General features: G+C 70.7%; 6 protein-coding genes. All 6 read left to right on the plus strand.

The features are described from left to right. Positions 1-525, plus strand: a 525-nt coding sequence (locus ACYVE9_RS10755; RefSeq protein WP_461027551.1) for a response regulator, incomplete at its 5' end; no start/stop codon positions are given. A gap of 243 nt (positions 526-768) precedes the next feature. Then, entirely contained in the window at positions 769-1,446 is a 678-nt protein-coding gene (locus ACYVE9_RS10760; RefSeq protein WP_461027552.1) for a response regulator, read from the plus strand. Positions 1,447-1,537: 91 nt separating this feature from the next. Further along, positions 1,538-4,273 carry a DNA translocase FtsK gene (locus tag ACYVE9_RS10765; protein WP_461027553.1) on the plus strand — a complete coding sequence of 912 codons (2,736 nt, stop codon included), beginning with the start codon at positions 1,538-1,540 and terminating at the stop codon, positions 4,271-4,273. Between the two features lie 232 nt (positions 4,274-4,505). Beyond that, positions 4,506-5,300 (plus strand): helix-turn-helix domain-containing protein, encoded by a 795-nt coding sequence (locus tag ACYVE9_RS10770; RefSeq protein WP_461027554.1) that lies wholly within the window; start codon positions 4,506-4,508, stop codon positions 5,298-5,300. Positions 5,301-5,427: 127 nt separating this feature from the next. Next, positions 5,428-6,906, plus strand: a complete 1,479-nt coding sequence (gene rimO / locus ACYVE9_RS10775) for a 30S ribosomal protein S12 methylthiotransferase RimO (RefSeq protein WP_461027555.1) — start codon at positions 5,428-5,430, stop codon at positions 6,904-6,906. Further along, positions 6,903-7,550: a CDP-diacylglycerol--glycerol-3-phosphate 3-phosphatidyltransferase gene (gene pgsA, locus ACYVE9_RS10780; protein ID WP_461027556.1), complete on the plus strand. Its 648-nt coding sequence runs from the start codon at positions 6,903-6,905 to the stop codon at positions 7,548-7,550. Before rimO ends, pgsA begins: the two co-directional genes overlap by 4 nt. Positions 7,551-7,584: the final 34 nt, after the last annotated feature.

A 7,584-nucleotide genomic window follows, 5' to 3' on the forward strand; every position in this document is an offset into this window, starting at 1 on the left:
GGGCGCGGGGAGAACGAGCAGCCGGCTGCGTCGCGCTCGTCGGGTGCCGCGGCGGACGACCTGCCGCAGCCCTCCCGCAGCAACGGTTCCTGGCCGTCCAGCCGGCAGGAACCCGCCGCGTCCACCGCGCGACCGGCGGGCGGGCGGTTCCACTCGGAGAAGGTCCTCATCGTCGACGACGACATCCGAAACGTCTTCGCGCTGACCAGCGTCCTGGAGCAGAACGGCCTCCAGGTGCTGTACGCCGAGAACGGCCGGGAGGGCATCGAGGTGCTGGAACAGCACGACGACGTGGCCCTGGTGCTGATGGACATCATGATGCCGGAGATGGACGGTTACGCCACGACGGTCGCGATCCGCAAGATGCCCCAGTTCGCCGGCCTGCCGATCATCGCGCTCACCGCGAAGGCGATGAAGGGCGACCGGGAGAAGAGCATCGATTCGGGGGCGTCCGACTACGTCACCAAACCGGTGGACACCGATCACCTGCTGGACGTCATGCGGCAGTGGATGCGGGCGGGGTGACGTGTGAGGCTGCGGCAGGGCAGGGTACGTTGACTGCTTGCGACCGGTACGCCTGGAAGCGGGGGTCCGGGGGAACCCCCGCACCGCACGGTGCGTTCCGGTTACGTGCACAGTGACATCACGGTGACAGGGTGTGGTGGGCGGCAGGGTGCGGCTACCATGACCGGCACAAGGACGGGCGGCGCAAAGAAGTCGTCCCCAGGGGTGGCGTCCTCGACGCCGCCGGGGCGAGGAGGACGGGCCATGGTGCAGAAGGCCAAGATCCTCCTGGTCGATGACCGGCCGGAGAATCTGTTGGCGCTGGAGGCGATCCTCTCCGCGCTCGATCAGACGCTGGTGCGGGCATCGTCAGGGGAGGAAGCACTCAAGGCACTGCTCACCGACGATTTCGCGGTGATCCTGCTGGACGTGCAGATGCCGGGCATGGACGGTTTCGAGACGGCCGCGCACATCAAGCGGCGGGAACGCACCCGGGACATCCCGATCATCTTCCTCACCGCGATCAACCACGGGCCGCACCACACCTTCCGCGGTTACGCGGCCGGCGCCGTGGACTACATCTCCAAGCCGTTCGACCCGTGGGTGCTCCGGGCGAAGGTGTCCGTGTTCGTCGAGCTGTACATGAAGAACGTGCAGCTGCGCGAGCAGGCTTCGCTGCTGCGCCTCCAGCTGGAGAACGGCCATCAGGCGGGCGACGGGGCCAAGGAGTCGGCCGGTCTGCTGGCCGAACTGTCCGCTCGGCTCGCCGCCGTGGAGGAACAGGCCGAGGCTCTCTCCAAGCAGCTCGACGACAGCGCCGACGCCGCCGCGGTCTCCACGGCCGCGCACCTGGAACGCAAACTCACCGGCCTGCGGCGGGCCCTTGACGCTCTGGAGCCCGGTGCGGAGGACTCCCCGTCGTCGGTGTCGTCCCAGCAGTGAAGGCCACCGCCGGTGACTGACGACATGTCACACAGGCATACAGACGCACTCATCCGTGCCTTGCGCACCGGACGACGGTAACCTCACCACCATGGCCTCACGTACGTCCGGCAAGGCCGCCAAGCAGGCGCCCGCGAAGAAGGCAGCCGCCAAGAGAGCTCCGGCGAAGAAGGCCTCTCCTCGGAAGGCGCCTGCGAAGCGAGCACCCGCCAAGCCCTCGCCCCCCAACGGCCTCTACCGCCTGGTCCGCGCGGTGTGGCTGGGCATCGCGCACGCGGTCGGAGCCACGTTCCGGGGTATCGGGCGCGGAGCCCGCGGGCTGGACCCGGCGCATCGCAAGGACGGCGTGGCGCTGCTGCTGCTCGGACTCGCGCTGATCGTGGCCGCGGGCACCTGGTCGGACCTGCGGGGCCCGGTGGGTGAACTCATCACCATGCTGATCACCGGCGCGTTCGGCCGGCTCGACCTGATGGTGCCGATACTGCTCGGTGCGATGGCGGTGCGCTTCATACGGCACCCGGAGAAGCCGGACGCCAACGGACGCATCGTCATCGGGCTGTCCGCGCTGGTGGTGGGCGCGCTCGGGCTGGTGCACATCGCCTGCGGTGCTCCGGGTCGCAGCGAGGGCAACTCTGCACTGCAGGACGCGGGCGGCCTGATCGGCTGGGCCGCGTCCAAGCCGCTGATGTTCACGCTCGGCGACGTGCTCGCCGTGCCGCTGCTGATCCTGGTCACCGTGTTCGGAGTGCTGGTGGTCACCGCGACGCCGGTCAACGCCATTCCGCGGCGGCTGCACCAGCTGGGTGTGCGGCTGGGTGTCGTGGCCGGGTCGCCGCACGAGGAACGCCGCCGGCAGCGCCGCCCGGTGCGGGACGACCAGCTCGCCGACGACGCGGACGAGTTCGACGCGGCGGACGAGGACGGGCCGGTCGCGGGTGAGTACCGACGGCCGCGCAAGCCGGACTTCCGCAAGGACGTCGACGCCTACCACGCCGAGAAGGAGGCCCTGGACGGCCGTCGGGGCCGCCGTTCCCGGCGTGACACCGCCCACGTGCCGTCCGTCAACGACACCGGGCCGGACAGCTCGCTGGACGCGGTGGACCTGGACGCGGCGGCCGCCGCCGACCTCGACGGGGCGGTGCTGCACGGTGTCCAGCCCTCGCCGGTGGTGGCCGACCTCACCAGCGGCATCGCCCGGCAGCGTGCCGAAGCCGTCGAGGCGTCGGCGGACACCGGGGACGGCGCCGGGCAGGACGACTCCGGCCGCCACGCGGTGCCGGACCTGACCAAGGCGAGCGCGGTGGCCGAGGGCCCGCTGCCGTCCCGTGCCGAGCAGCTCCAGCTGGCCGGTGACATCACCTACGCCCTGCCGCCGCTGGACCTGCTGGAACGCGGTGGGCCGGGGCGTACCCGCAGCGCCGCCAACGACGCCGTGGTGGACTCGCTGACGAAGGTGGTCACCGAGTTCAAGGTGGACGCGGCGGTCACCGGCTTCACCCGCGGGCCGACGGTCACGCGGTACGAGATCGAGCTGGGCCCGGCGGTGAAGGTCGAGAAGATCACCGCACTGGCCAAGAACATCGCCTACGCCGTCGCCAGCCCGGACGTGCGGATCATCTCCCCGATCCCGGGCAAGTCCGCGGTCGGCATCGAGATCCCCAACAGCGACCGCGAGATGGTCAACGTCGGTGACGTGCTGCGCTCGGCGCACGCGGTGGGCGACACCCATCCGATGCTGGTGGCGCTCGGCAAGGACGTCGAGGGCGGCTACGTCAAGGTCAACCTGACCTCCATGCCGCACCTGCTGGTAGCGGGCGCCACCGGCTCGGGCAAGTCGTCCTGCATCAACTGCCTGATCACGTCGGTGATGGTGCGGGCCACCCCGGAGGACGTCCGGATGGTGCTCGTCGACCCCAAGCGGGTGGAGCTGACGGCGTACGAGGGCATTCCGCACCTGATCACGCCGATCATCACCAACCCGAAGAAGGCGGCGGAGGCCCTCCAGTGGGTCGTGCGCGAGATGGACCTGCGCTACGACGACCTGGCCGCCTACGGCTTCCGCCACATCGACGACTTCAACGCGGCCGTGCGCAGCGGCAAGATCTCCGCTCCGGAGGGCAGCGAGCGGGAGCTCGCCCCCTACCCGTACCTGCTGGTGATCGTCGACGAGCTGGCCGACCTGATGATGGTCGCCCCCCGGGACGTCGAGGACGCCATCGTGCGCATCACCCAGCTGGCCAGGGCCGCCGGCATCCACCTGGTGCTGGCCACCCAGCGGCCGTCGGTGGACGTGGTGACGGGTCTGATCAAGGCGAACGTGCCCTCCCGGCTCGCCTTCGCGACGTCCTCGCTCGCGGACAGCCGGGTCATCCTCGACCAGCCGGGCGCCGAAAAGCTCATCGGAAAGGGTGACGGGCTGTTCCTGCCGATGGGAGCCAACAAACCCATCCGCATGCAGGGTTCGTTCGTGGCCGAGGCGGAGATCGAGGCCGTCGTCGGACACTGCAAGCAGCAGATGAACCCGGTCTTCCGGGACGACGTGACCGTGGGGCAGACCAAGAAGAAGGAGATCGACGAGGAGATCGGCGACGACATGGACCTGCTCTGCCAGGCAGCCGAACTGGTCGTCTCCACCCAGTTCGGTTCCACGTCGATGCTCCAGCGCAAGCTCCGGGTCGGCTTCGCCAAGGCCGGCCGGCTGATGGACCTCATGGAGTCCCGGGGTGTGGTCGGACCCACCGAGGGCTCCAAGGCACGTGACGTACTGGTCAAACCGGACGAGCTGGACGGGCTGCTGGAGGTGATCCGCGGTGGGAGTCACTCGTAAGGAGCATCCGGGCAACCGTTTCCGCGCGTGGCACGTCCCGTTACCTGGGTAGGTGGAATGCATACGCTCCCCGCTCCGGTGGCAGGCTGCCGGAGGGTCGGCGCATTCCGCCGTCCGGGACGCACGGCAATCCCGATGGCGGACAAACACCGCCCGCCCGCTTGCCCGACCCTTTCCCGACCCCCCTAGACTGAATCTCCAGCAGGTGGCTGCACGCTCGAAAGGCGCTCTCGTGTCCCTCGGTAACTCCCCCGAAGAGGACCGGCCTTCGGTCGGTCGAGCCCTCCAGCAGGCCCGAATCGACGCGGGGCTGACCGTTGACGAGGTCAGTTCCGCCACGCGTGTGCGTATCCCGATCGTGCACGCGATCGAACAGGACGACTTCTCCCGGTGCGGCGGCGACGTCTACGCACGCGGGCACATCCGCACGCTCGCCAAGGCGGTGGGCCTCGACGCGGCTGCCCTCGTCGAGCAGTACGACGCCGAGCACGGCGGCCGTCCCACGGCGACGCCGGCCGCCCCGCTCTTCGAGGCGGAACGGATCCGCCCCGAGCCGCGCCGGCCGAACTGGACGGCGGCGATGGTCGCCGCCATCGTCGCGGTGGTCGGCTTCGTCGGCTTCACCCTGTTCAGCGGGGACGGCGGCACCGCCGACACCGTCGCCGAGTCCGCACCCTCCAGCGAGCCGTCGGCCGGCCCGAGCCCGAGCAAGCCCGCCGACGCCAAGCCCGAGCCCTCCGACAGCGCGATCGCCGCGGCGCCCGCCGACAAGGTCACCGTCCGGCTGGTGGCCGACGGCGGCAACAGCTGGATCTCCGCCGAGGACCACACCGGGCGGCTGATGCACGAGGGCGTGCTCAAGGAGGGCGACTCCCGCACGTTCACCGACAAGGAGCAGATCGACCTGGTGCTCGGCAACGCCGGCGCGGTCGAGCTGTTCGTCAACGGCAAGAAGGTCCAGCGCATCGGTGACGTCGGCCAGGTGCAGCGGGTCAGCTACACCAAGGGCGACCCCGAACAGGGCTGACGGTCGCCCCCCGACAGGCGCCGCGCGAGCCGGGAGACCGGCGAGCCGGACAGGCCGAGCGGGGCGGTCGGCGGTGCCCGGAAGGGCACCGGCCGACTGCCCGGCCCGGACAAAGTAGGCTGAGCCCATGCCCGAACGCCGTACTGTCGCCCTTGTCACTCTTGGCTGCGCCCGTAACGAGGTGGACTCGGAGGAGCTGGCGGGCCGTCTTGCGGCGGACGGCTGGGACCTCGTCGAGGAAGCCGCCGACGCGGACGTCGCCGTCGTCAACACCTGCGGTTTCGTGGAGGCCGCCAAGAAGGACTCCGTGGACGCCCTGCTGGAAGCAGGGGACCTCAAGGGCGGGCAGGGCCGGACCCAGGCCGTGGTGGCCGTCGGCTGCATGGCCGAGCGGTACGGCAAGGAACTGGCCGAGGCGCTCCCCGAGGCCGACGGTGTGCTCGGCTTCGACGACTACACCGACATCTCCGACCGGCTCCAGACGATCCTGGCCGGCGGGGTGCACGCCTCCCACACCCCCCGCGACCGGCGCAAGCTGCTGCCGATCAGCCCCGCCGAACGACAGGACACCGCGGTCGCCCTGCCCGGCCACGGCGAGCAGTCCGCGCCGCCGCCGAGTGACCTGCCCGCCGGGGTGGCGCCGGCCTCCGGCCCCCGCGCCCCGCTGCGCCGCCGCCTCGACAACAACCCCGTCGCCTCGGTCAAGCTCGCCTCCGGATGCGACCGCCGCTGCTCGTTCTGCGCCATTCCCTCCTTCCGCGGCTCGTTCATCTCCCGGCGTCCCTCGGACGTGCTGGGGGAGACCCGCTGGCTCGCCGAGCAGGGGGTCAAGGAGGTCATGCTGGTCTCCGAGAACAACACCTCCTACGGCAAGGACCTCGGGGACATCCGCCTGCTCGAGACGCTGCTGCCCGAACTGGCGGCCGTCGACGGCATCGAGCGGATCCGCGTCAGCTACCTCCAGCCCGCCGAGATGCGCCCCGGCCTCATCGAGGTGCTGACCGGCACGGAGAAGGTCGCGCCCTATTTCGACCTGTCCTTCCAGCACTCCGCGCCCAAGGTGCTGCGGGCCATGCGCCGCTTCGGCGACACCGACCGCTTCCTCGACCTGCTGGCGTCGATCCGGGCGAAGGCGCCGCAGGCCGGCGTCCGGTCCAACTTCATCGTCGGCTTCCCCGGGGAGACCGAACAGGACCTCGCCGAACTGGAACGCTTTCTGACCGCGGCCCGACTGGACGCCATCGGTGTGTTCGGCTACTCCGACGAGGACGGCACCGAGGCCGCCGGCTACGAGGAGAAGAACGACCCCGACACCGTCGCCGAACGCCTCGCCCACCTCGGCCGGCTCGCCGAGGAGCTGACCTCCCAGCGTGCCGAGGAACGGCTCGGCGAGACGCTCTCGGTGCTCGTCGAGACGGTCGACGCGGAGGACGGCGTGCTGGGCCGGGCCGCGCACCAGGCACCCGAGACGGACGGCCAGGTCCGGCTGACCGGGCCCGACGCCCACCGGCTCACCCCGGGACGTATCGTCGAAGCCAAGGCGGTGGCGAGCGAGGGAGTGGATCTGATCGCCGAACCGCTGGACTGCGAGGAGGCGCCCAGATGACCGGCATCCCGGCCTCCGCGGCCGGCGGCGGTCCCATGGCCCAGCGCAAACGGCCGGCCGCACGTCAGCAGGCGAGCCTGTGGAACATCGCCAACATCCTCACCATGGTGCGGCTGGCGCTCATCCCCGGCTTCGTGGCCCTGATGCTGGCAGCCGGCGGACACGACCCGGTCTGGCGCTCCTTCGCCTGGGCGGCGTTCACCGTCGCCATGATCACCGACCTCTTCGACGGAGAGCTGGCCAGGCGCTACAACCTCGTCACCGACTTCGGGAAGATCGCCGACCCGATCGCGGACAAGGCCATCATGGGCGCCGCACTCGTGTGCCTCTCCGCTCTGGGAGACCTCTCCTGGTGGGTGACGGGCGTGATCCTCGCCCGGGAGCTGGGCATCACCCTGATGCGGTTCTGGGTGATCCGGCACGGTGTCATTCCCGCCAGCCGCGGCGGAAAGGTGAAGACCCTAGCCCAGGGTGTCGCGGTGGGCATGTACATCCTGGTGATGACCGGCGGACTGGCGTCGCTGCGCTGGTGGGTGATGGCGGCAGCGGTCGTGCTGACGGTGGGGACCGCCGCCGACTACGTCCGGCAGGCGGTGCTGCTCCGCCGGGCCGGACTGGCCGCGGAACGGCACCGTGACGCCTGAGCCGGCCGGACGGGACGGCGGCAGCGCGGGCCCG

The organism is Streptomyces sparsus, assembly GCF_054776295.1.